Genomic DNA, 22,245 nt, shown 5'->3' with positions numbered 1-22,245 from the left:
GCGCGCGCCGGCGCCCCGTCCAGGGATCCCGCAATCGGTACCGAAGGTGGGACTCGAACCCACAAGCCCTTGCGGACAGCGGATTTTGAATCCGCCGCGTCTGCCATTCCGCCACTTCGGCTCAGCGTCGCGATGTCAGGGAGCTGCTGGAACCGTAGATCACCGGGCACGATCCTGGCAACGGTCTGAGCGCGGTTCGCGAGCAGGCAGAGAACGGCCCGAAGCGGCGCGACGCGCGGGAGAGCGGCGATGCCGGGCGCCACGAGGCCGCGTGGCGCCCGGTCTCATGGCGCAGCGCCGCGCGACGCACGGCCGCTCAAGGGCGACGCTGCGGCGCGGCGGGCGCCGCGCTCGTCGCGGGCGCCGCGCGGATCACACCACGAAATCCAGCATCTGGAGGCGCGTCAGGTAGTCCTGGAGCGCGGCGGCGTACTCGTCGATCAGGAGGTCGAGCTTCACCAGCGCGCCGTTGTCGTCGACCGCGTCGATCGTCCCGCTCACCGGGATCTCGCGCGCGGGCAGGACGAGCACGCCGCTCCAGTGCGCGCCCCTGGCGGCGTCGCGCAGACCGGCGATGCGCAGCCAGCCGTCGGAGAGCTCGACGACCGGGACGAGCGCGCCGCTGTCCAGCCGGACGGAGCTCTTCAGCGTGTGCGCCGGCTCGACCATGTAGTGCGAGCGGCGGTTCTTCTCGATGAGATCCTCGAGCGTCGAGCAGATGACCTTGCTCAGCGGGGTCTCCTCGCTGTCGAGCACGAGCTCGAGCAGCCGCTTCATCGCCTTCTGCGTGCGGATGAGGTTGGCGCGCACCTCCTCGATGCGCCGCGCGTCGCGCCGGATCTTGCCGGCAACGACGTTGAGCAGGTTGTTGTAGAACGGGTACGCGACGTCGCCGTGCTCCTCGAAGAAGTCCTGGAGCTGGGCGACGCCGATGCGCCAGATCTGCGAGGGCTGCGTCGTCACCGCGGTCGTCGTCCGCCGGAGGCCGGTCAGCGCGCCGAGCTCGCCGATGGGCGAGATGGGCGTCAGCCGGAAGCGCGTCTCGCCCGCGTCGAGCAGCGCGACCTCGCCCTCCACAAGGAGAAGCATGTGCGCCGGCGCGCTCCCGGCCTCGAAGAGCACGTGGCCGGTCGGGACCTCCTGGCGCTGAAACGCCTTCATCAGCTCGTCGAGGTGGTCCTCCGTGATTCTCTCGAACAGGGGGATCGCGTGCAGGTCGGAAGGACGGACCGCCATGGGGTGACACTCCTCTTCAACATGGGTCAGGCGCCGCGCCCGCAACGTTGCGAGACGCGGATCCTTGCGGCGCACGGGGTCGGCGTGACCGCGGAGGGGCGCATCCTACTCCAGGAGCCGACGCGAGGAAGAGGGATGGCCGCCTGGTCGCGAGGCGATCGAGGAGGCGCGCGAACCCGCGCACCTCCTCGCATCCTCGATGCGCCCACCGCACCGGCGGAGCGGCGCGTCGACGCCCCGGCGGATCGCCGGATCGCCGCGTCGCCGCACGGACGTGCGCGTTCGCGCCGGAGCGCCGATCAGGGCTGCCCCGCTGGCAGGATCGAGGTGGTGCCGGTAACGTCGCCCGGGTGATGAAGTCCGCTCGCCATGGGCTCTGCGCGGCAATTGTCCGAACGCCGCTCGAGCTCCTCGTCGTCGCCCTCGCCCTCCTCGCCGTCTCGTGCGGCTCCGCGTCGTCCGGGACGCCGCTCGAGGCGGAGGCGCCGCCGCCCCCGAAGCCGCGCAACGCGGCCGCGATCGCGCAGGCGATCGCCGGGGGGAAGGTGTCGGTGCTCGTCTACGCCGACCGGACCCGGGGCCACCCCATCATGGCGCGGCTCGCGGCGCTCGATCTGTGGGGGCCCGTGCTCGGCGGCACGGGGCTCGATCCGGAGCGGGACCTCGAGCGCGCCTTCGTCACCGCGCCGCGCGCGGACGCGGCCGGCGAGGCGGTGATCGTCCTGGAGCACAACGTGCCGCCCGAGCGGCTGGCCACGGGGCTCGACGCGCTCCTCTCGCGGAGCCAGCCGCCGGGGGCCCCGGAAGAGGGGCTCGGCGTCCCCGCCGTGCGCGTCACCTTCAAGGGGCACACCCGCGTCGTGGCGACCGTGGAGCCGAACTTCCTCGTGGTGCTGCCGGTCTCGAGGGCGCCCGAGGCGCGGCGCTTCGTCGGCACCGGGGGCTTCGCCGAGCCGACCGGCGACGAGGCCGCCGTCGCCATGGCGCTCGACCCGGCGCGGAGCCTGAAGGGGCCGCGCGAGGCGCCCCGCGTGCCGCCCACCCTGAGGTCGCTCGAGGCCACGGTGACGCTGGCCAAGGACGGCGGCGCCCTCGTCGCGTTCGACGGCCCGAGCGAGAGCCCCGAGCAGGCCGCCCGCGACGCGAAGTTCCTCAACGAAGAGGTCGAGCGCGCGACCTCGTTCCGCATCGCCATCGTCAGGGTCCGCGTGGTCGATCCGATCGGGTTCTTCGCCGAGGGCGACCGGGTGAAGGCCAAGCGGCGCGTGACGCCGGGGGAGCTCGACAAGCTCTTCGGCCTGCTCAGCGCCGTGCTGCCGCGCTAGGCTGCCGCCCGATGCGACTCGTCAAGATCGGAATCGCCAACGTCAACGCGACCGTCGGCGCCGTCCGCTCGAACACCGACAGGTGCCTCTCGCTCGCCCACGCCATGGCGCGCGACGACGTCACGCTGGCGGTCTTCCCGGAGCAGGTGATCGGCGGCTACGCGGCCGAGGACCTCGTGCAGTGGACGGCGTTCGTCGAGAGCCAGCAGCGCGAGCTCCGCCGGTTCGCCGAGGAGACGGCGTCGATCCGCACCGTGTTCGTCATCGGCGTGACCGTCGGCGTGGGCGGCGACCTCTTCAACGCGGGCGCGATCGTCCACGCCGGCCGGGTGCTCGCCTTCTCCCCGAAGGAGAAGCTGCCGACGTACAACATCTTCTACGAGGCGCGGACGTTCTCGCGCGGCATGCCGTTCATGGAGCTCGACGCGGGCGGCGTGATCTGCGGCGACCGCGTCCTCGCCTTCGACTTCGGGACGATCGCCGTCGAGGTGTGCGAGGACATCTGGTCGCCCGACGGGCCGATGCGGCGCCGCTGCTACGCGGGCGCGGAGATCGTCTGCAACATCTCGGCGTCGCCGTTCCGCGCCGGGGTGACGGGCACCCGGCGCGAGATGATCGCGACGCGCGCGGCGGACAACCAGTGCACGATCGCGTACGCGAACCTCGTCGGCGGCAACGACGGGCTCGTCTTCGACGGCGGCGGGTACATCAACCAGAACGGCCGGCCGATGCTGGACGCGCCGCGCTTCCGCGAGGGGTTCTCCGCGGCCGTGGTCGACCTCGACCGGACGACGCGCTGCCGCCGCGAGGCGAGCACCTGGCGCAGCGACCTCGAGGAGTTCCGCCGCGCCTCGCCGCACATGGTCGAGGTCCTCCGCGTCGACGGGGAGACCGCGGACCGCTCGCGCCTCGCCTACCCCGCCCCGCCGCCGGGCACGACGCCGTTCCTGCCGTCGGCGTCGCTGCCGGCGATCTCCCCGCGCGACGAGCTGCTCGACGACTTCTACGAGGTGCTCGCGCTCGGCGTCGCCGACTACTACCGCAAGATCGGCGCCTTCAAGGGCATCGGCCTCGCGCTCTCGGGCGGCCGCGACTCGCTCCTCACGCTGCTCGTCGCCTGGCGCGCGGTGCAGCTCCTCCACCCGGACCTCGAGGGCCAGGCGCTGCGCGACCGGATGAAGACCTCGCTCCACGCGTTCTTCATGCCGTCGCGCTACTCCAGCGACGCGACGCACCGGGCGGCGGCGCAGATCGCCGAGGATCTCGGGGTGTCGTTCGCGGTGATCCCGATCGAGGACGCGTTCCCGCGGGAGATGGAGGCCGCCCTTTCGATGGTCGGCGAGGGCCGGCAGCTCACCGAGCTCACGAAGCAGAACGTGCAGGCGCGCATCCGCGGCGGGCGCATGTGGAACTGGTCGAACACGAGCGGCGCGCTGTTCCTGCAGACCGGGAACATGAGCGAGAAGGCGCTCGGCTACACGACCGTGGGCGGCGACCTCGAGGGGGCCTTCAGCGTGATCGCCAACCTGCCGAAGACCGTCGTCATCGCGCTGATCGAGCGCCTCTTTCAGCGCTTCGGGTTCAAGGGGATCCAGCAGACGCTCGCCACCACCGCGGGGCCGGAGCTCGCGGAGAACCAGTCGGGCGAGGCCGAGCTCATGCCGTTCGAGGTCCTCGACGCGTGCCTCTACCTCCACGGCGCGGAGAAGCTCGCCGCCGACGAGCTCGCCGCGGCGCTGCCCAGCCTGTTCCCCGACAAGGACCCCGCCGCGCTGCGGTCCTGGGCCGAGAAGTTCGCGACGCTGTTCTCGCGATCGATCTTCAAGTGGGTGCAGTCGCCGATCGCCATCCACCTCGGGTCGCTCGATCTCGACCGCGAGCGCGCGCTGCAGCTGCCCGTCGTGCAGCGGACCGAGTGGAAGGGCGGCTGAGCGCCGCTCGGCCGTCGGTCATCCGTTGGCGGCCTTCTCGATCAGTTGGCGGCCTTCTCGATCGCCGGGGCTGCCTGCCTGCCGTCCTTCCCGTCCCGCGGGATGAGCTCCACGGCCTCCTGGCCGGGCGGCGTGGGGGCCGGAGCGGGGCGGATCGAGCCGTCGGCGGAGAAGCGCTCTAGCTCCTCGGTGACCTTGCGGAGGTACGCCTGCTTGACGTGGAACGGCAGGAAGGCGCTCTTGAAGCCGGCCACGATGGTCGACTTGATCTCCTTCAGGCCGAATCCCATCTTCGTGTGGCAGTGCCAGAGCTCGTGCGACACGGTCGTGTCGGTGACGAGCCGGTTGTCCGTGTTGACCGTCACCCGCAGGCCGAGGCTCTGGTAGAGCTTGAGCGGGTGCGAGGCGAGGTCGCGCACGGCGCCGGTCTGCACGTTCGAGGACGGGCAGCACTCGAGCGGGATGCGGTGATCGTTGATGTAGTGGAGCAGGTCGCCGTCCTCGCGCAGGCGACAGCCGTGGCCGATGCGGTGCGCGCCGCAGACGTGGAGCGCCTGCGCGATCGACTCGGGGCCGTACGCCTCGCCGGCGTGGATGGTGCAGTTGATGTTGTTCTGGCGGACGAGCTGGAAGGCGGCCTTGTGGTGCTTCGCCGGGTGGTCGTACTCGGCGCCGGCGAGGTCGAACCCGACGACGCCGCGGCTCTTGTAGGCCACCGCGAGCTCCGCCATCTCGAGCGACGACTCCGGCGAGATGTTGCGGATGCCGCAGACGATGACGTTGCTCTCGATGCCCAGCGCGTCGTGCGCCGCCCTGAGCCCCGAGAGCACCGCCTCGACGACGCTCGTGAGGCGCAGCCCGAGGCGGGTGTGCAGCATCGGCGAGTAGCGGACCTCCATGTAACGGACGTTCTCGCGCGCGGCGTCCTCCGCGAGCTCGTAGGCGACGCGGTAGAGCGCCTCCTCGGTCTGCAGGACGCGCAGCGTGATGTCGAACGCCTTGAGGTACTCGACGAGCGAGCCGCAGTTCTGGCCCAGGTTCATCACGCGGCGCAGCTCGCTCGGCTCGTACGTCGGGAGCTCGACGCGGTGGCTGCGGGCGAGATCGATGATCGTCTCGAGGCGTAGAGAGCCGTCGAGGTGGACGTGCAGGTCTGTCTTGGGAAGCTGGCGGAAGAACTCCAGCGGGAGCTTGCCAGCGAGCTCGGGATGATCAGTCATGAGCCATTGTGTCACCCGCCGACCACCCGCGAAAGGCGGCGGCGGGCGCGACGCGGCTCACGCGCTGCGCCTACGAGGACGGCGCCGTGGACGACGGCGGCGCGGCGGACGAGGGGGACGCGCCGTCGCCACCCGCGCCGCCGCGCGAGCGATCCCGACTTCCCACGACCACGGCGGCGGCGGACACGCCGAAGAGGGCGACGAACAGCCACGGCAGCGGCAGGCTCAGGGGATCGCCGGCGGCCTCGCGGCGCAGCGCATCGCGGATGCGCTCGGGGTTGTACCCCACCACAAGGCGCCGCCCGACGTAGGTCAGCGGGAGCCCGCGCGCCTCCATCCGCCCATACAGCGCGACGTCGGCGCCGATGGCGGCCTCGGTCGAGGGCGCGGCGAGGCAGGCCTCGAGCTCCGCTGTCGGCAGCCCGAGCGGCCCGAGGACGGACGCGACGCGCGCCTCGGTGAGCCTGCTGGACGGCGCGCTGTAGAGCAGCGCCGCGGCCTGCTCGCGCTTCTCCTCGGGCGTGCAGACGTACGCCTTCGCCGCGGGGAGCGCGCCGGGGTGGCTCGGGAGCGGCACCATCTTGCGCACGTGGCGCACGCGATCGCCGTAGGCCTCCTCGATCTTGCTCAGCTCGGGGTGCAGCCTGCGGCAGAACGGGCACTCGAAGTCGGTGAAGGCGACGATCGTGACCTTGCCCGGCGCCTGCATCGCCGCGATCTCCGGCGGGAGCGGCGGGATCACCGGGTGGTTGCCCCACAGGAACGGCAGGCCGATCGCGGCCACCGAGGCCAGGCCCCACGCCGTGGTGGCCGAGAGCCCCCCCTGGGCGGCGCGATCGAAGGCCACGCGCGGCATGCGCCACGCCTGCCACGCGACGAGGGCGGAGGTGACGGCGGCGGCGAGGGCCGCGAGGTCGACCGCGATGCACCACGCGCAGAACGCGCCGATCGCGAACGCCTGCAGGCCGAGGAGCACCGTGGCGCCGAGGCCGCCGAGCGCCGACGCGGCGGCGATGGCGACGTGGTGCCAGCGCTCGCGCGCGAGCAGCGAGGCGGCGATGAGCGTCGTGAAGGCGGCGAGGCCGAGGTTCGGCAGCGGGACGCCGAAGAGCCGGCTGTACGGCGATACCCGGACGGCGAAGCAGCCCGAGCCGGCGCCACAGAACGCCGGGTCGCCCGCGTTCTGGTACTCGACGACGAGCGCCGCGCTCGCCGCGATCGCGACGAAGAGCGCGAGCCGGAAGAGCGCGACGAAGAACCGGGCGCGCCCTGCCTGCCTGTCTCCGGCGGTGGGCGCAGCCGCCTCGGGGCCCGCCCGATGAGCGTCCGACGCTCCTCGCCCAGCCTGGCTGTCGCTGGACGGACGCACCGCGAAGAGGTTCCCCCTCGCGGCCAGGACGACGAGGAGGATCAGCGCGAGGAGCAGGGCGATCGAGTTCAGCAGCATCGGTCGTGGCGGCTCGATGAGGAGGGGGCTCGAGGCATACCGGACCCGGGCGGAGACAGCCAGCGAGAGGAGACTCGTGCTAGTCGAGTTTCATGCGTTCTTCATCTCGAGGAGATTCCCCAACGACCGGCGCCGGCGCGCGCCGGCGGGAGGCCGTGGTCGAGCTGCTGTCCTCCTTCAAGCGCGCCCTGCACGCGAACGAGATCGCCGAGCGCCTCGGCGTCGAGCCGAGCCGCTACACGAAGCTGCAGCGGCTGCTCGAGGAGATGTCGACGGAGGGAAGCATCGTCGCGCTCCCCGGCCAGCGGTTCCGCATGAGCGCCCGGCAGGTCGAGGCGCGCGGGGCCGAGCGCGAGGGGACGCTGACCGTGCACCCGCGCGGCTTCGGCTTCGTGTCGCTCGGCGGGGCGGCCGAGGACGTGTACATCTCGCCCGAGGCGATGGGCGGCGCGCTCCACGGCGACACCGTGGCGGTGCGCATCGCGGCGCGCTCGCGGCGCGGCGTGGAGGGCGAGATCGTCCGCGTCATCAAGCGGCGCCACGCGCGCGTCGCGGGCGTGCTGCGGCGGCGGGGCAGGAGCGCCTGGCTCGAGCCGGACGACGGGCGCGTCCGCGGGCCCATCGTGATCGTGCCGCGCGAGCCGGGCGGGCCGCTCACGCCGGCCGACGCCGAGGACGGCGCGGCCGCGGTCGTGTCGATCTCCCGCTTCCCGGACCTGCCCGAGGAGAACCCGGAGGGCGTGCTCGAGGCCGTGCTCGGGACGCCCGGCGATCCGAACGTCGAGGTCGCCAAGATCCTGATGCGCGAGGGGATCGAGGAGGGGCACCCGGCGGAGGCGATCGCCGAGGCCGAGGCGTTCGGGGACGAGGTGCCGGCCGAGGCGCTCGAGGGGCGCACCGACCTCACGCACCTGCCGATGCCGACGATCGATCCGGAGGACGCGCGCGATCACGACGACGCGGTGTGGGTCGTCCGCGAGGAGGACGGCTCGTACCGGGCCTGGATCGCGATCGCCGACGTGTCGCACTACGTGCGGCCCGGCAGCGCGCTCGACCAGGCGGCGCTCGCGCGCGGCAACTCGATCTACCTGCCCGACCGCGCGATCCCGATGCTGCCGCGGGCGCTGTCGTCGAACCTCTGCTCGCTCCTGCCGGGCGTCATCCGGCTGTGCCTCTGCGTGGAGGTCGAGCTCGATCCGGCGGCGACGGTGCGGCGCGCCCGCGTGATCGAGGGGTACATCCGGTCGGCCGCGAAGCTCACCTACCCCGGCGTGGCGCGCGCGCTCGGCTTCACCGCGGAGCCGCCGCGCAGCCCCGAGGCCGAGGCGTACAGGAACGACCTCCAGGTGATGTGGGACCTCGCGCGGCTGCTCCGCGGCAAGCGGATGCGGCGCGGCGCGCTCGACCTGGAGCTGCCCGAGGCGAAGGTGGTGCTCGACCCGGAGACGGGCGCGCCCGTCGACGTGCAGAAGCGCAGCCACGACCCGGGCGTCGCGAAGGCCTACCAGCTCATCGAGGAGCTGATGCTCCTCGCGAACGAGACGTGCGCGCAGTTCGTGGTGGACCAGAGCATCCCCACGGTGTTCCGGTACCACGCGCCGCCGGACCAGGCGAAGCTCGAGCGCTTCGCGACCATGTGCGGGGAGCTCGGGCTCGCGTTCGATCCCGAGGACGCGGCCGACCCGAAGCGGCTGTCCGTGTTCCTGAAGAAGCTCGACGCGCACCCGCAGAAGCAGGTGCTCCACATGCTCCTGCTCCGCGCGATGAAGCAGGCGGTGTACGACATCGCCAACGTGGGCCACTTCGGCCTCGCCTCGAGCGCGTACCTGCACTTCACCTCGCCCATCCGGCGGTACCCGGACATCACCGCGCACCGGGCCATCCGCGCGGTGCTGCGCGGCGAGCGCGTCGACAGGAGCGAGCAGGCCATCGAGCGGCTGCGCGAGGCGGCCATCACGGCGTCGGAGCGCGAGCGCAAGGCGATGGAGGTGGAGCGTGAGGTGGTCGACCTGCACCGCGCGCTGGTCATGCGGTCGCGGCTCGGCGACATCTTCGAGGGGACCGTCACGGGCATCGTGGGGACGGGCGTCTACGTGAACGTCGAGGATCCGTTCGTCGACGTGCTCGTCCGCATGGAGTCGCTCGGCCCGGATCAGTACGAGATCGACGACGAGGGGCTGCGCGTCATCGGCCTCCGGTCGGGGGACCGGATCGCGATCGGCGACTCGATGCTCGTGCAGATCGAGGACGTCGCCATCCTCCGGCGCACGATCTATGGCCGGCGGCTCGCGGGCGACGGCGCGTCGGACGAGCCGAGGCCGCGCCGGCTGCGGCGCGACGCGGCGAGCGCACGGGCCACACGTCGTGTCAAGAGCAGCAAGAGCACGAGGACCGCCAAGGGCGCCAAGACCAGCGGCAAGGGCGGCAAGGGCGGCAAGGGCGGCAAGAGCACGAAGCGAAAGAAGCAGCGGTAACTGCGCGACGTCGCGCCCGACCGCGTGATCGCACGCCCGCGTCGGCCCCCCGCCCGCGTCGGCCCCCCGCCCGCGTCGGCCCCCCGCCCGCGTCGGCCCCCCGCCCGCGTCGGCCGTTTGCCGAGCCCCCGGCACACCCCTCCCCAGCAACACTCCGTCTCGCGGCCCAGGCGCGAAACATCCCGGAATCATCGAGGACAATCCCTCGACGGGCCGAGGACAACCCCTCGAAACAATTGGAGCGCGCCGCGCCGATTGGCGGTCGATCGCTGCGCGGCGCGCTCGCTGCGCTCGTCGACGCGAGATCCGCAATCGCACCTCCTCCGCGACCCACGCGAGATCCAAAAAATGGACAGCGCCTGCATTTTTGTTGCGCTCAGAAAATCACTATGGTCTCAACGAATCCATTCTAGGAGAGAGGTAACCAATGCCGAAGCCGACGTATCCCGCCTACAACGCTGGTGACTTCCTGGTCGATTACGAGGAGAAGGTCTTCGAAGACGTCAAGGCGAAGCCGGGCGAGAAGGCGCTGGTCACCTTTCACACGGTGGCGTTCGAGGGCTCGATCGGCCTCGTCAACGTGCTGACGGCTATCCGCCTCCAGCGTAAGGGCTTTGAGACATCGATCCTGCTCTACGGGCCGGGCGTCACGCTCGGCCTGCAGCGCGGCTTTCCGAAGCTCGGCAGCGAGGCGTTCTCCGGGCACCTCGCGGTCAACCAGCAGATCGGCCGGTTCATGGAGGAGGGCGGCAAGGTGTACGCGTGCCGGTTCGCGCTGCAGGCGCTCTACGGCCATGGCGAGCACGCGCTGATCCCGGGCATCAAGCCCATCAGCCCGCTCGACGTGCTCGATATCCAGCTCATCCACCGCCGGGACAACGCGTTCATGGTCCATTCCTGGACGCTCTGACCCGGGCGCCGTCGATGGAGTTCAAGCGCAACGTCAGGGCGGCCGCGGTGCAGGCCAGTCCCGTCCTCGGCAGCCGGGACGGGACGACCGAGCGCGTCGTCGCCGCGATCGCCAGGGCCGCAAAGGAGGGCGCCGAGCTCTGCGTCTTCCCCGAGGCGTTCGTCCCGTATTACCCGTACTTCTCCTTCGTGCTCCCGCCGCCCGCGATGGGCAAGGAGCACATGCGCCTTTACGACGAGGCGGTCACCGTCCCCGGCCCGGTGACGCGGGCCGTGGCGGCGGCCGCGCGCGCGCACGGGGTCGTCGTCGTGCTCGGCGTGAACGAGCGAGATCACGGGACGCTGTACAATGCGCAGCTCGTCTTCGACAAGGACGGCACCCTCGCGCTCCATCGGCGAAAGCTCACGCCGACGTACCACGAGCGGATGATCTGGGGGCAGGGCGACGGCTCGGGGCTCAGGACCGTGGACACCGCGGTCGGGAGGATCGGGGCCCTCGCCTGCTGGGAGCACTACAACCCGCTCGCGCGGTTCGCGCTCATCGCGCAGCACGAGCAGATCCATTGCAGCCAGTTCCCCGGCTCGCTCGTCGGGTCGATCTTCGCCGAGCAGATGGAGGTGACGATCCGCCACCACGCGCTGGAGTCGGCCTGCTTCGTCGTGAACGCCACGGCGTACCTGACGCCGGAGCAGGTGCGGGAGGTCGCGCCGAACGAGCAGCTCCAGGGCGTGCTGCGCGGCGGGTGCATGACGGCGATCGTGACGCCGGAGGGGATGCACGCGTGCCCGCCGGTGACCGACGGCGAGGGGATGGCGATCGCGGACCTCGATTTCGCGCTGATCACGAAGCGAAAGCGGATGATGGATGCCGCCGGGCACTACGCCCGGCCCGACGTGCTGCGGCTGTGGATGGACACGGCGCCGCGCGCCATCACGCTCGGCGCAACAAGCCCCAAGGCCTCTTCCCTCGATCCCGCGGCGGTGGACCATGGATACCCAGACGCTGATCACCGAGCTCCAGTCGTTCGGCCTGAGGCTGGCTGAAGCCCCCGAGGGCGCCGCCGTCGCCGCGGAGCCCGCCGGCGACGGCGAGGACCGCCGCCCGGCGTGGACATCGCGCCGCGGCGGGGCGGGGCCGACCCAGCACGTGGCGGCGACGCTCGGCGGCGCCACGGTGATGATCCCGATCCACACCGACACGGCGGCGGCGTCGCCGTTCGTGGCGCGGATCGGGCGCGACGGGGCCGGCACCGTCGCGCGGGACGGCGAGGAGCTCGCGCCGATCGCCCTCGTGAAGGCGCCGCGCTTCTACGCCCTCTCGACGCGCGACGGGATCCCCTACCCCAAGATCGCGCTGCTTCACGGCGCGGACGTCCTCGCCTCGACGGTGCTGCAGACGTGCGTCCGGTACGCGGAGCCCGAGAAGGCGTGCACCTTCTGCGCGATCGGGCAGTCGCTCGCGGCGGGGCGCACCACCGCGAAGAAGACGCCGGAGCAGCTCGGCGAGGTGGCCGAGGCGGCGGCGCGGCTCGACGGGGTGCGGCACGTGACGCTGACGACCGGCACGCCGCGGTCGGCCGATCGCGGGGCGGCGCACCTCGCCGACTGCGCGCGCGGCATCAAGGCGCGCGTCGACCTGCCGGTGCAGGCGCAGTGCGAGCCGCCCGACGACCTCGCCTGGTTCGAGCGGATGCGCGCGGCCGGCGTCGACAGCCTCGGCATGCACCTCGAGGCGGTCGAGGACGAGGTGCGCGCCGCGGCGATGCCGGGCAAGGCCGAGGTGAGCGTGGCCAGGTACTTCGAGGCGTTCGAGGCGGCCGTGCGCGTGTTCGGGCGCGGCCAGGTGTCGACCTACCTCATCGCGGGGCTCGGCGACTCGCTCGAGTCGCTGCTCGACGCGAGCGAGCGGCTCATCGCGATGGGGGTCTATCCGTTCCTCGTCCCGCTCGTGCCCATCCCGGGGACGCGCTCGGCCGATCGCGCGCCGCCCCCGGCGGACTTCATGCGAGCGCTCTACACGCGCATCGGCCCGCTGCTCGCGCGGGCGGGGATGCGATCGAACGACGTGAAGGCGGGCTGCGCCCGCTGCGGCGCCTGCTCGGGGCTCTCGGGCTTCGAGGCGGAAGGTCGGGCCGCGGCGCCGCCGGGACCCGGCGCGGCATGGACAACAACCTCGGGGAGCTCCGATGACGGCACCGTACAGCTTCGAGCTCGTGCAGAGCAGGGAGACGTATCTCGCGTACCTCCGCTTGCGCCGGGCCATCTTCTGCGACGAGCAAGGGCTGTTTAAGGGCTCGGACGAGGACGAGTGGGACGCGGCCGCGTTCCCCATCGCCGCCGTGCTCTCCGGGGCGCCCGAGGGCGAGGAGGTCGTCGGCACGGTGCGCATCTACGAGGCGGAGCCCGGCCTCTGGTACGGCGGGCGGCTCGGCGTCGCGCGCGGGCACCGAAAGCAGGGCGTCGTCGGGCGCGGGCTCGTCCGCAAGGCGGTGACGACGGCGCACGGCTGGGGGTGCCACCGGTTCCTCGCGCTCGTCCAGCTGGCCAACGTCCCGTTCTTCGAGAGCATCCACTGGCGCTCCCTCGAGGAGCGGTCGTACCGCGACCACCCGCACCACCTGATGCAGGCCGACCTCGATAGCTACCCGCCGAGCGCCGAGCCCCGCCCGCAGCCCGGGTCGAGGCTCCGCTGATGCTCGCCGGCCTCGCGGCAGAGCTCCGCGGCGCGCTCGGCATCCTCGCGAAGCGGGACGTGCAGATCCCGGCGCGGTTCCTGGCCGGCAAAGGCGGCGCGGAGAGCGCGGGCGGCGCGGAGAGCGCGGGCGGCGCCCGGCGCGTGGCGATCGGCGACGACTGCGCGGCCATCCCGGACGGGGACGGGTACCTGCTCCTCGCCGCCGAGGGGATCTGGCCGGCGTTCCTCGAAGGGGATCCGCGCTTCGCGGGCTACAGCGCGATCATGGTGAACATCAGCGACATCTGCGCGATGGGCGGGCGCCCCCTCGCCGTCGTCGACGTCGTCTGGGGGACCTCGGCGGGCGCGCTGGAGCCCATCTGGGAGGGCATGGTCGCCGCGTCGCGCGCGTACGGCGTGCCGATCGTTGGAGGGCATACGAGCGCGCGCAGCCCCTACAACGCCCTCGCCGTCGCCATCGCCGGGCGGGCGCGGCGGCTCATCACGAGCTTCGCGGCGCGGCCCGGCGACGTGCTCGTCGCGGCGATCGACCTGCGCGGCGAGATGCACGCGGAGCACCCGTTCTGGAACGCCTCGACCGGCGCAGACCCGGCGCGGCTCCGCGGCGACCTCGAGATCCTGCCCGCCCTCGCCGAGGCCGGCCTGTGCGACGCGGGAAAGGACATCAGCATGGGCGGCCTCGCCGGGACGCTGCTCATGCTGCTGGAGACGTCCGGCGCCGGCGCGGTGCTCGACGTCGAGGCCGTGCCGAGGCCGAGCGGGGTGCGCGATCTGTCGATCGCGCGCTGGCTCCTCGCGTTCCCGAGCTACGGCTTCCTGCTCAGCGTGCGCCCCGAGGCCGCCGGCGACGTGCTCTCGGCGTTCGCCCGGCGGGGGATCGCGAGCGCCGCGGTCGGCTCGGTCGACGGCTCGCGGCGGCTCGCGCTGGAGGCCGGCGGCGAGCGGCAGACGCTCTGGGACCTCGCCGCAGCGCCGCTCACCGGCTTCGGGGGGGCGCGATGAGCGCCGGCGCCCAGGACGGCGCCACGAGCGCCGGCGCCCAGGACGGCGCGCCGCTCTCGGTCGCGCTCCTCACCTACTCGACGAAGCCGCGCGGCGGCGTCGTGCACACGGTGGAGCTCGCGGAGGCGCTCCACGACCTCGGCCTCTCGGTGTGCATCTACGCGCTCAACAAGGACAAGGGCGGCTTCTACCGCGCCCCGCGCTGCCCCCACGTGCTCGTGCCCGCCGCGCCCCCGCCGGCGGGGATCGACGCGGTCGTGGAGCAGCGCATCGCGGAGCTCACGACAGGGCTGCGCCGCCTCGGCGGGCGGCACGACGTCTGGCACGCCCAGGACTGCATCAGCGCGAACGCGCTCGCGGCGCTGCGCGCCGAGGGGCGCATCCCCCACTTCCTCCGCACCGTCCACCACCTCGACGACTACGACAGCCCGTACCTGCGCGCCTGCCAGGAGCGCTCCGTGCGCGAGGCGGACGCGTGCCTCGCCGTCAGCGAGGCGTGGCGGCGCGTGCTCCGGGCCGATCTCGGCGTCGACGCGGCGATCGTCCCGAACGGGGTGAGCCTGCGGCGCTACACGCCGGCGCCGGACGGCCAGGAGGCGGCGCTGCGGGCGCGGCTCGACGCCACGGGGTCGCCGCTCTACGTGACCGTGGGCGGCGTCGAGCCGCGCAAGAACTCGATCGGCCTGCTCAGGGCGTTCCTCGAGGTGCGGCGGCGGCTCCCCGGAGCGCAGCTCGTCATCGCGGGCGGAGAGACGCTGTTCGATTACGCGCCTTACCAGCGCGAGTTCGAGGCGATCGCCCGGGAAGGCGGCGTGTGGCCCGCGGGCGCGTCGACGCCGGGCGCGCCGCCGCCGCTCGTGCTCGCGGGCGTGCTCCCGGACGCGCTGATCCCGGCGCTCTACCGCATCGCCGACGCGTTCGTGTTCCCGTCGGTCCGCGAGGGGTTCGGGCTCGTCCTGCTCGAGGCGATGGCGTCGGGCGCGCCGGTGGTGAGCTCCGCGCGACCTCCGTTCACCGAGTTCCTCGAGGACGGAAAGAGCGCGCTGCTCGTCGACCCCACGAGAACAGACGATCTCGCCCGCGCCATGGAGGCTATCCTCGACGGAGGCGCGAGGCGGCGCCTGCGCGCCGCGGCCCTGGAGACCGCGGCGAAGTACACGTGGGAGCGATCGGCGCGCATCGCGGCCGGCGTGTACCGCGAATTCCTCGGATCCCGCCGGAGCTAGAGAGAGCCATGCCGGAGATGCGCTTCGTTGTCGAGTGGCCGAGCGGCGAGCAGCAGGTCTGCTATTCCCCGTCGCTCGTCGTGAAGGAGCACATCGAGGTCGGCGAGAGCTACGACGTCGACGACTTCGTGGCGCGCTGCCGGAAGGCGCTCGACATCGCGAGCGAGCGGGTCCTCAAGAAATACGGGTTCCCCTGCAGCCTGGCGCGGGCGGAGGCGGCGCGCATCGCGGCCGCCGCCGCCCGCTTCCGCGGCCAGAGCGGGGTCAAGGTCCGGGTCGTCAGGTTCGTCGAGTGAAGTGACGGAAGGAGCAGCACATGGTGACGAAGTCGAAGATGGAGCGCCTCCTCTGCGAGCGCCGGTTCCTCGTGTCCGCCGAGCTGACGCCCCCGCGTCACCACGACCTGGAGAAGCTCTTGAAGCACGCGCGGAGCATGGCGGACCACGTCGATGTCGTGCAGATCAACGATCACCTGCTCTCCCAGGCGCGCTGCGCCAACATGGCAGTCGGCCACCTCGTGAAGCAGGAGGGGATCGAGCCGGTGCTGCAGTTCTCGCTCCGCCACAAGAACAAGATCGCCCTCCAGGGCGACCTGCTCGGGATGGCGGCGCTCGGGCTCTCGAACATCATCGTCCTCGGCGGCTATCCGTGCGCCATCGGCTCGGATCCGGACGCCAAGGAGGTGAGCGACGTCGACAGCACGAGGGCGATCGAGCTGACGAGCCGGATGACGCGCGAGGGGAAGCTCTTCAACGGAGACGTGATGTCGCCGGCGCCCTACTTCCATGTGGGGACCATCGATTTCCCCTGCGGCGAGCAGGCGATCGCCGGGGCCATGGACCGGCTCAGGGCGAAGATCGACGCGGGCGCGAGCTTCATCCAGGTGCAAGCCGTGTTCGAGCTCGCGCCGATGCGCCGCTGGATGGCGGCCGTCGTCGAGCGCGGGCTCCACGAGCGCGCGCACTTCATCGCGGCGATCTTCCCGTTCGCCGGCGTGGATCGGCTGAATTTCCTGCAGAAGGTGCCTGGCCTCGTCGTCCCCGATCACCTGATCGAGCGCGTCCGCCAGAGCGGCGACGCCGAGGGGGAGAGCTACCGGATCACGCTGGAGCTCATCCGGGGGCTCCGCGATATCCCGGGGCTTTCGGGCATCCACATGCGCTCCATCGGCGCGGAGGACTGGGTGCCCCGGCTCGTCGAGGAGGCGGGGCTCAGGCAGGCGGCGTGAGCGCGGCGCGGGCGCGAGCCGCGCGGCGGGCGCGCGGCGCGGGCGCGAGCCGCGCGGCGGGCGCTCAGGGCTTGTGGGCGACCCAGAGCAGCGCGAGGCCGTTCATCCGGCGCTCGCGGCGGTCGACCTCGAGGCCCGCGCCGCCCAGATCGGCGGTGAGCCGGTCCTCGGTGTGGCGGTAGGTGACCTCCGCGGCGTCGGCCCAGGCGAGCATCGCGTGGGCCGTGGGCGGGTTGTACCGGTGGCCGCGCAGGTAGCCGGCCATGGCGACGCGGTTCATCACGGGCGCTGGCTCGAGGAGCGCCAGGCGGCCGCCCGGCCGCAGCACGCGCGCCGCCTCGGCGAGCACCGCGCCCGGCTCGGGCACGTGGAGCAGCAGGTTCGACGAGGTCACCACGTCGAACGAGGCGTCGGGGAACGGGAGCCGCGTCGCGAGCGCCTCCCGGAACGTCACGTTGTCCAGGCCGAGCGCCTTCGCCCGCTGCGAGGCGCGCTCCACCATCGCCGCCGTGGCGTCGATCCCGACCGCCTCGTGGCACCGGCGGCCCATCTCGCGCGTCAGCCGGCCCGTGCCGCAGCCGAGGTCGAGGCAGCGGTCCTCCACGCCCGGATCGACGAGCGTGACGAGCTCGTCGATGAGCGTCGCATAAGGCCCCTCCGCCTGCATGCGATCGAAGAAGTCGACGAGCTCGTGAAACGGGGTCGCCTGCTCCTTCGCCGCATAGCGGTCGCGCCACCGCCAGGCGTCGTCCAGCGCCTGGTACGTGCCCCGGTAATACAGGAGCGGCGCGCCCGCCTCGCCCCGCCCCGACGCCAGCACGCGGCCGACATAGACGATGTGATCGCCCCCGTCGTACGCGTGCTCGACCTTGCAATCGATGAAGGCCAGCACGTCCTTGAGGATGGGGCAGCCGGACTCGGCCACGTGCGCCTCGGTGAGGACCGCCTGCCGGTCGATGTCCGTGCCCTTGCCGGCGAACAGGTCCGAGACGTCCCGCTGCTGCTCGCGCAGGATGTTCACCGCGAAGACGCCCGACGCCTCGATCGCCGCGCTCGTGCGCGACCGCTTGTCCGCGCAGAACAGCACGAGCGGCGGATCGAGCGAGACGGCGCTGAACGAGTTCACGGTCATCGCCGCCGGCGCGCCGTCCTGCACCGTGGTCACGAGCGTGACCCCGGTCGCGAACTGGCCCAGCACCTTCCGGAACTCCGCGGGATCGAAGAGCATGGGACATAGTACGCGCTCGGCGCGCGCCCGGGGTCCACGATCTGCGCGGCGCGCTCGCGCCGTCTGCGCCGCGCCCCCGCGCGCGCTGCGGCCGTCTGCGCCGCGCGCCTGCCCGCGTCGCGCCCGCTCGCGCCGCTCATCCGGCGCGGGGGCGCGCGGCTCACCCGGCGTCGCGCCGCGCGAGATCCGGCGCGAAGGCCGGTATGCAGAGCGCGAAGTACTCGCTCTCCTCGTCGAACGGATTGCTGTAACGGACGCGCTGATCCGGCTCCGTCCAGATGGCCTGGCCGGCCGTGAGGTCGACCGTCTCGCCCGCGATCTCGACCCGCATGCGGCCGCGGATCATCAGCGTCAGCTCGCCGAACGAGGGCGTCTGCGCCGGCTCGCTCCACCCCGGCGGGGCCACCATGTGCGCCAGGCTGAAGCCGTCCGTGCCCGTGTTCACGCGGCCGAAGAGCTCCTCGATCAGCTTGCCGCCCGGGACCGGGATGCGGGTCGCGGACGTGACGAGGCGGTAAGGGCGATCCATCGGGGGCCTCGAGTCAGAACGCGCGCGTCCGGTCGTCGGACACGCGGTAGAGCTGCATGAGCAGGTGGCGGCCGCCGTACGGCTGCACGTAGTGGAGGGCGCTCGACTTGCTCGCCACGAAGCGGTGATAGCGCTTCGCCGGCACGACGACGAGATCGCCCGCGCCGACCCAGACGCGCAGCCACTCTTCGTTCAGGCAGCGGATGTCATAAAGGCCCTGCCCCTCCAGGAAGAGCCGCACCTCGTCGCCGAGGTGGCAGTGCTCATCCGCGTCTCTCGCGCTGTCCGCCTCGTCTCGAGGCCTGCTGAGGTCGCGACGGACATCCTCGTGCTCCGTCCATCCACGCTCCGCCTGGAGGCGCTGCACCGCAGGCGCCGCAGCGCCCGGGTCGAACGTCTCGCACCGGATCCCTTCCGCCTGAAGCTCCGCCTCGGTGTACTCGATCTCGCCGTCAGCACTCATTCGGATCGCACGCATGCGCACCCTCCGGGCCTGCGCACTTCGAACTCTGCGCGCGCGCGACGTCAAGACACTAACCGCGTCCGAGCAGCCACATCAGACCTGCAATGCTGAGGGCCAGCACACCGAGCGCGAGCAATGCAATGAGCGCCTCGGTGAAACCCCACCCGCCCCCCTGCGGGACCGCCCGAGGCGTCGACGCCGCAGGCCGCGCGAGCGGCGACAGCGTGCTCGCTGAAGCGGGCGAAGGCGTCGGTGTGGAAGGCGCAGGCGGCGGCTCGTCGGGCGCGGGCGGCGCGGGCGGCGCGGGTAGGTCGAACACCGCGTCTGGACGGAGCGGCTCGCACGGACTTCGCTCGATCTCCGCGAGCGCCTCCGCGGCTGGATGCTCGCACATCAGCCGAACCGCCGAGATCGCGAGCACCTGTCCAGGACGCCAGATGGTGTCGAACTGAGGCACCGGAACGCCGTCAAGCAAAGCCCCGATGCGCGATCCGAGGTCCTGAACTGAGAATTGATCTCCCTTGCGCGTAATGGCCACATGGCGACGCGAGACGTCCGGGTCGTCGAGGACAAGGTCGGTGTCCTTGGCGCGACCGAGGATGTAAGGCCGCCCCGACTCCTCGAGGTGAAGCGCGCGGCCGCGGTCCGGGCCGTCGACGACGACGACGCGCGGCGCAGGGTCCTCGCCCTGCGCCGCGAGGCCGCGCGCGACGAGCTCGAGGGCGAGCTCCTTGGCGGCGGCCGCCGGGGCGGCCCTGGGGACCGCCGGCTCGATGCGGAGCTCCAGCCAAACGCGGCCCACGCGGACGCGGTCGCCGGTGCGCAGCGGCATCGCCGTGCGCGGGGCGATGCGCGTCTTGCCGAGATAGGTGCCGTTGTCGCTGCCCTCGTCGAGGAGCAGGTACGTCGCGCCGCGCTGCCGGATCGACGCGTGGCGGGGGCTCACGCTCGTGTCGGGGAGGCGGACCTCGCAGCCCTCCGCGCGGCCGATGATGACGCGGGGCGCGTCGAGCGTCAGGGAGAGCTCGCCGCCGCGCTCCTTCCCCGCTCCCCCCGCGTCCGCCGCGTCGGCGGGCGCGAGCACCACGATCGTCAGCGCCATCGCTGCTGCCTCCGCGCGGAAGGACGGCCTCGCGTCAAGCCACGCGTCAAATTGCCGCCGTGCGACGCATCCGCTCGGCGGCGCTGACGAGCTGCCGCACCGCCTGGTCCTGCTGGCGCGCCGCCTCCTCGATGCGCTTGCCGGCCTCGACGAGCTGCTCGCCGCCGCGCGTCTGGCTGCGGTGCGAGGCGTTCAGGCTGTGCACCATGTTCGAGATCTGCTCGATCGCGCTCGTGATCTGGCGGCCGCCGCGCGCCTGCTCCTGGCTGGACCGCTCCACGTGCTGCGTGATCGTCCGCATCTTCTCGGCGCTCTTCATGATGAGCTCCGAGCCGCGCGCCTGCTCCGCCGTGGCGGCCGCGATCTGCTGCACCGTCTCGGCGATGCGGCCGATCGCGTCCGTGACCTGCTTCGACCCCTTGGCCTGCTCGACCGTGGCGCGGGCGATGGCGCGCACCATGTTCGTCGACTTCTGCGAGCTCTCCAGGATCTTCTTCAGGGCCCGCTCGGCCTCGTTCGACACCTCGACGCCGCGGTCGACGTTGTGGGCGCCGCGCTCGACGGCGGCGATCGCGTTCTTCGACTCGGACTGGATGGTCTTGATGAGCTCCGCGATCTCCTTCGTGCTGCCGCCGGCGCGCTCGGCGAGGTCCTTGATCTCGTCGGCGACGACGGCGAAGCCCTTGCCGTGCTCGCCCGCCTGGGCGGCGATGATCGCGGCGTTCAGCGCGAGCAGGTTCGTCTGCTCGGCGACGTCGTCGATGACGGCCAGGATCTGGCCGATCGCCTCGATGCGGAAGCCGAGGTTCGAGATGACGGCCACCGCCTCCTGGCTCGACTCCTTGATGCGGTAGATCTCGCCGATCGTCTTCAGGATCGCCTCGGCGCCCTTCTCGGCGTCGGTCGCCACCTCCTCGGAGAGCCGCGCCGTCTCGTTCGCGTTCGACTGGACCTGGTCGATCGAGACGTCCATCTGGTTCATCGAGGAGCTCGTCTCCTCGGCCGTCAGCGCCAGGGCGTCGACGTTCTTCGCGACCTCGCGGATGGAGTAGGCCATCTCCTCGATCGACGAGACCGTCTCGCGCACGCTCGACCCGAGCTCGCCGACGTTCTCGGCGACCTCCTCGTTCGTGGCCGTCATCTCGAGGATGCTCGAGCTCGACTCCTCGGCGCTCGACGCGAGCGACTCGACCGACTGCGCGATGTTCGCGAGCGCGGTGATCATGTCGCGGATGTACACGATCGCCTGCTCGCTCGCGTGCATGACGCTGCTCACGCCGTCGCTGAGCTTGGGCAGGAGCTCGTCGAGGAGGTTGGTCGCCTGGGCCAGCTCCGTCCGGCGCTGCTTGTCGCGCAGCTCGGCCTGGGAGATCCGCTCCGCGATGCCGGTGAGCTCCGTGTAGAGCCGCGAGAGCTCCGGCGGCGCGCCCGGCGGGACGCGCACCCGCTCGCCGGTCATCGCGCGCAGCACGGCGTCCACGAGCGCGTCGACGTCGATGTCGGGGCCCCGCTGCGCGAGGTCGTTCACCTTGCGGGTGAGCGACGCGCACTCCCGCTCGAGCGCGTCGCGCTCCTTCAGGAGCCCGTCGCGCTCGCGGCTCAGGTTGTCCCGCTCCTTCTCCAGGGCGTCGCGCTGCCGCTCGACGCCGTCGCGCTCGCGGCTCAGGCCGTCGCGCTCGCGGGCGAGCTTGTCGCGCTCCTCGGAGAGCGCGTGGCGCTCCTCCGCGAGCTCGGCCTGGCGGCCGGCGAGCTCGGCGATCTGCTCGTAGGTGTCCGCGAGGTCGGGGGGAGCGCCCTCGGGCAGCTTGGGCCGCTTGCCGCGCGCCGCCGCGCGGAGCGCGTCGCGCAGGCCCCCGAGGGGGACCTCGCCCCTGGCCGAGAAGCTCGCGTACAGCACCGCCACCGTCGCGGAGAGGCCGAACGTCATGAAGAGCTGGCCCGTGTACTCCGCCAGCGCCTTCGACGCGAAGCTCAACGCGAGACCGACGAGCAGGAGGATTCCAGCGATCGAGAGCTGCTTGGAGTTCATTTCGTGCGTTCCAGCGCGGCCGTGCGGCGCGCGCGTTGGCCAGCGCGCGCCCGGCGACCTCGAAGGACGACCGAGCGTAAGAGGCGAGTGCCCCCCGGTGCAAGGAGAGCGCGCGGCAGAAGCGCGGCCGCCCACCGCGACCAGGCGGGCGCGCAGCGCGCGCTCCTGGGCAGAGGCGCAGGGTCGGGCCAGCGAGGCTGG

At 72.4% G+C, this 22,245-nt stretch carries 19 protein-coding genes and 1 tRNA gene; 11 read left to right on the top strand and 9 right to left on the bottom strand.

Annotated features, from left to right (window positions below):
- Positions 1-38: 38 nt before the first annotated feature.
- Positions 39-121, bottom strand: a tRNA-Leu gene (locus WMF24_RS47105).
- Between the two features lie 251 nt (positions 122-372).
- Complete coding sequence (locus WMF24_RS47100; RefSeq protein ID WP_437734039.1) at positions 373-1,236, bottom strand: Crp/Fnr family transcriptional regulator; 864 nt, start codon at positions 1,234-1,236, stop codon at positions 373-375.
- Between the two features lie 353 nt (positions 1,237-1,589).
- Between WMF24_RS47100 and WMF24_RS47095 the strand changes: the two genes are divergently transcribed.
- Both WMF24_RS47095 and nadE read left to right on the top strand, forming a co-directional pair.
- Entirely contained in the window at positions 1,590-2,561 is a 972-nt protein-coding gene (locus tag WMF24_RS47095) for a hypothetical protein (protein ID WP_437734038.1), read from the top strand.
- A gap of 11 nt (positions 2,562-2,572) precedes the next feature.
- Complete coding sequence (gene nadE / locus WMF24_RS47090; RefSeq protein ID WP_437734037.1) at positions 2,573-4,492, top strand: NAD(+) synthase; 1,920 nt, start codon at positions 2,573-2,575, stop codon at positions 4,490-4,492.
- 41 nt (positions 4,493-4,533) lie between these two features.
- On the opposite strand, the gene add is transcribed toward nadE, so the two are convergent.
- Both add and WMF24_RS47080 read right to left on the bottom strand, forming a co-directional pair.
- Entirely contained in the window at positions 4,534-5,712 is a 1,179-nt protein-coding gene (gene add / locus WMF24_RS47085; protein ID WP_437734036.1) for an adenosine deaminase, read from the bottom strand.
- Between the two features lie 70 nt (positions 5,713-5,782).
- The gene (locus tag WMF24_RS47080) at positions 5,783-7,159 is read right to left on the bottom strand and encodes a vitamin K epoxide reductase family protein (protein ID WP_437734035.1); all 1,377 of its coding nucleotides are present in this window, start codon (positions 7,157-7,159) and stop codon (positions 5,783-5,785) included.
- 92 nt (positions 7,160-7,251) lie between these two features.
- Between WMF24_RS47080 and rnr the strand changes: the two genes are divergently transcribed.
- The 9 genes from rnr (at position 7,252) to WMF24_RS47035 (ending at position 16,693) form a co-directional block, all read left to right on the top strand.
- Positions 7,252-9,633, top strand: a complete 2,382-nt coding sequence (gene rnr, locus WMF24_RS47075; RefSeq protein ID WP_437734034.1) for a ribonuclease R — start codon at positions 7,252-7,254, stop codon at positions 9,631-9,633.
- Between the two features lie 427 nt (positions 9,634-10,060).
- Positions 10,061-10,543, top strand: a complete 483-nt coding sequence (locus WMF24_RS47070; protein ID WP_012241614.1) for an MSMEG_0572/Sll0783 family nitrogen starvation response protein — start codon at positions 10,061-10,063, stop codon at positions 10,541-10,543.
- A 14-nt stretch (positions 10,544-10,557) separates the two neighbouring features.
- Positions 10,558-11,586 (top strand): Nit6803 family nitrilase, encoded by a 1,029-nt coding sequence (locus WMF24_RS47065; protein ID WP_437734033.1) that lies wholly within the window; start codon positions 10,558-10,560, stop codon positions 11,584-11,586.
- Complete coding sequence (locus tag WMF24_RS47060; RefSeq protein ID WP_437734032.1) at positions 11,531-12,832, top strand: MSMEG_0568 family radical SAM protein; 1,302 nt, start codon at positions 11,531-11,533, stop codon at positions 12,830-12,832. Before WMF24_RS47065 ends, WMF24_RS47060 begins: the two co-directional genes overlap by 56 nt.
- The gene (locus tag WMF24_RS47055; RefSeq protein ID WP_437734031.1) at positions 12,729-13,235 is read left to right on the top strand and encodes an MSMEG_0567/Sll0786 family nitrogen starvation N-acetyltransferase; all 507 of its coding nucleotides are present in this window, start codon (positions 12,729-12,731) and stop codon (positions 13,233-13,235) included. The genes WMF24_RS47060 and WMF24_RS47055 overlap by 104 nt, the downstream gene beginning before the upstream one ends.
- Positions 13,235-14,239: a sll0787 family AIR synthase-like protein gene (locus WMF24_RS47050; RefSeq protein ID WP_437734030.1), complete on the top strand. Its 1,005-nt coding sequence runs from the start codon at positions 13,235-13,237 to the stop codon at positions 14,237-14,239. The genes WMF24_RS47055 and WMF24_RS47050 overlap by 1 nt, the downstream gene beginning before the upstream one ends.
- Positions 14,236-15,465, top strand: a complete 1,230-nt coding sequence (locus WMF24_RS47045; protein WP_437734029.1) for an MSMEG_0565 family glycosyltransferase — start codon at positions 14,236-14,238, stop codon at positions 15,463-15,465. The genes WMF24_RS47050 and WMF24_RS47045 overlap by 4 nt, the downstream gene beginning before the upstream one ends.
- Before the next feature lie 8 nt (positions 15,466-15,473).
- Entirely contained in the window at positions 15,474-15,761 is a 288-nt protein-coding gene (locus WMF24_RS47040; RefSeq protein WP_437734028.1) for an MSMEG_0570 family nitrogen starvation response protein, read from the top strand.
- A 20-nt stretch (positions 15,762-15,781) separates the two neighbouring features.
- Positions 15,782-16,693 (top strand): methylenetetrahydrofolate reductase, encoded by a 912-nt coding sequence (locus tag WMF24_RS47035; protein WP_437734027.1) that lies wholly within the window; start codon positions 15,782-15,784, stop codon positions 16,691-16,693.
- Between the two features lie 64 nt (positions 16,694-16,757).
- On the opposite strand, the gene WMF24_RS47030 is transcribed toward WMF24_RS47035, so the two are convergent.
- From WMF24_RS47030 to WMF24_RS47010, 5 genes are all read right to left on the bottom strand, one after another.
- The gene (locus WMF24_RS47030; protein WP_437734026.1) at positions 16,758-17,921 is read right to left on the bottom strand and encodes a flavin reductase; all 1,164 of its coding nucleotides are present in this window, start codon (positions 17,919-17,921) and stop codon (positions 16,758-16,760) included.
- A 160-nt stretch (positions 17,922-18,081) separates the two neighbouring features.
- Entirely contained in the window at positions 18,082-18,450 is a 369-nt protein-coding gene (locus WMF24_RS47025; protein ID WP_437734025.1) for a cupin domain-containing protein, read from the bottom strand.
- Between the two features lie 13 nt (positions 18,451-18,463).
- Complete coding sequence (locus tag WMF24_RS47020) at positions 18,464-18,928, bottom strand: 1,2-dihydroxy-3-keto-5-methylthiopentene dioxygenase (RefSeq protein WP_437734024.1); 465 nt, start codon at positions 18,926-18,928, stop codon at positions 18,464-18,466.
- A 55-nt stretch (positions 18,929-18,983) separates the two neighbouring features.
- Positions 18,984-20,015, bottom strand: coding sequence for an FHA domain-containing protein (locus WMF24_RS47015; protein ID WP_437734023.1), 1,032 nt, complete (start codon positions 20,013-20,015; stop codon positions 18,984-18,986).
- Positions 20,016-20,061: 46 nt separating this feature from the next.
- On the bottom strand, positions 20,062-22,044 hold the full coding sequence (locus tag WMF24_RS47010; RefSeq protein WP_437734022.1) for a methyl-accepting chemotaxis protein: 1,983 nt from the start codon (positions 22,042-22,044) through the stop codon (positions 20,062-20,064).
- Between the last annotated feature and the right edge of the window lie 201 nt (positions 22,045-22,245).

Origin of the sequence: Sorangium sp. So ce1335 (assembly GCF_051521615.1) — a bacterium.
Taxonomy (GTDB): Bacteria; Myxococcota_A; Polyangia; order Polyangiales; family Polyangiaceae; genus Sorangium.
This window is presented reverse-complemented; position numbering and strand designations above follow the sequence as displayed.